Annotated in this window: 2 pseudogenes; both read left to right on the forward strand. The window is 62.5% G+C overall.

The annotated features are described in order from the left end of the window. A pseudogene (locus tag B4K74_RS00145) lies at positions 1-831 on the forward strand (DNA-directed RNA polymerase subunit beta); the annotation flags it as partial. A 134-nt stretch (positions 832-965) separates the two neighbouring features. Next, a pseudogene (locus B4K74_RS00150) lies at positions 966-1,981 on the forward strand (DNA-directed RNA polymerase subunit beta'); the annotation flags it as partial.

Here is a 1,981-nt window from a genome sequence, read left to right on the forward strand (position 1 = left end):
GGCGACAAGATGGCCGGCCGTCACGGCAACAAGGGCGTCATCTCCAAGATCCTGCCGATCGAGGACATGCCGTATCTGGAAGACGGCACTTCGGTCGACATCGTGCTGAACCCGCTGGGCGTGCCCTCGCGCATGAACATCGGCCAGATCTTCGAAACCCACCTGGGGTGGGCGGCTGCGGGCCTTGGCAAGCAGATCGCCGGCCTGCTGGATGACTGGCAGCACGGGGGTCAGAAGAAGGCCCTGATCGAACGCCTGACCGACATCTACGGCAAGGAAACCCCGCTGCCGCAGGATGAGGAGGACCTGATCGAGCTGGCCCGGAACCTGTCGAAGGGTGTGCCTTTCGCCACGCCGGTCTTCGATGGGGCCAACATCGGTGACATCGAGCGTCTGCTGGTCGAGGCCGGTCTGGAGAAGTCGGGCCAGTCGATCCTGTACGACGGCCAGACGGGCGATCGCTTCAAGCGTCCGGTGACCGTCGGCTACATCTATATGCTGAAGCTGCACCACCTGGTGGACGACAAGATCCACGCCCGCTCGATCGGCCCGTACTCGCTGGTCACCCAGCAGCCGCTGGGCGGCAAGGCGCAGTTCGGCGGACAGCGCTTCGGCGAGATGGAGGTCTGGGCTCTCGAAGCTTATGGCGCCGCCTACACCCTGCAGGAGATGCTGACGGTCAAGTCCGACGACGTGGCCGGCCGCACCAAGGTCTATGAAGCCATCGTCCGCGGCGACGACAGCTTCGAGGCCGGCATTCCCGAGAGCTTCAACGTGCTCATCAAGGAAATGCGCTCGCTGGGTCTGAACGTGGAGCTGGAGAACAGCTGAGTTCGAAGTGGCGAGTGACGTGTGGCGAGTGACGAGAAATCGTCGCCGCCGTTCAGACCTCACTCGCCACTGACCACTCGCCTCTCGCCACTCTTCATTAATTTCGCGGGCTATCCCGCAGCAAGGAACTCAAGATGAACCAGGACGTCCTGAACATCTTCAACCCGGTCCCGGTCACCCCGACCTTCGACCAGATCAAGATTGCCCTCGCCTCGCCGGAAAAGATCCGGTCGTGGTCGTTCGGTGAGATCAAGAAGCCGGAAACCATCAACTATCGTACGTTCAAGCCCGAGCGTGACGGCCTGTTCTGCGCCCGTATCTTTGGTCCGACCAAGGACTACGAATGCCTGTGCGGTAAGTACAAGCGCATGAAGTACAAGGGTATTATCTGCGAGAAGTGCGGCGTTGAGGTCACCTTGGCCCGCGTCCGTCGCGAGCGGATGGGCCACATCGACCTGGCCGCTCCGGTCGCCCACATCTGGTTCCTGAAGTCGCTGCCGTCGCGCATCTCGCTGATGCTCGACATGGCGCTGAAGGACGTTGAGCGCGTCCTGTATTTCGAGAACTATATCGTCACCGAGCCGGGCCTGACCCCGCTGAAGCAGAACCAGCTGCTGACCGAGGACGAATTCTATCGCTATCAGGAAGAGTTCGGCGATGACGGCTTCACCGCCGAGATCGGGGCCGAGGCTGTCCGCAACCTGCTGATGGGTATCGACCTGCACGCCGAGGCTGAAAAGCACCGCGCCGAACTGGCCGACAGCCCGTCGGAAATGAAGGCCAAGAAGGCCTCCAAGCGCCTCAAGCTGATCGAGGCCTTCCTCGACAGCGGCAACAAGCCCGAGTGGATGGTGCTGACGATCGTGCCGGTCATTCCGCCGGAACTGCGCCCGCTGGTGCCGCTGGACGGGGGGCGTTTCGCGACCTCGGACCTGAACGACCTGTATCGCCGGGTCATCAACCGGAATAACCGCCTGAAGCGCCTGATGGAGCTGCGTGCGCCGGACATCATCATCCGCAACGAAAAGCGGATGCTGCAGGAGTCGGTCGACGCCCTGTTCGACAACGGCCGCCGCGGTCGCGTCATCACGGGTGCCAACAAGCGCCCGCTGAAGTCTCTGGCCGACATGCTGAAGGGCAAGCAGGGCCG

The organism is Brevundimonas sp. UBA2503, assembly GCF_002341485.1.
Lineage (GTDB): Bacteria > Pseudomonadota > Alphaproteobacteria > Caulobacterales > Caulobacteraceae > Brevundimonas > Brevundimonas halotolerans.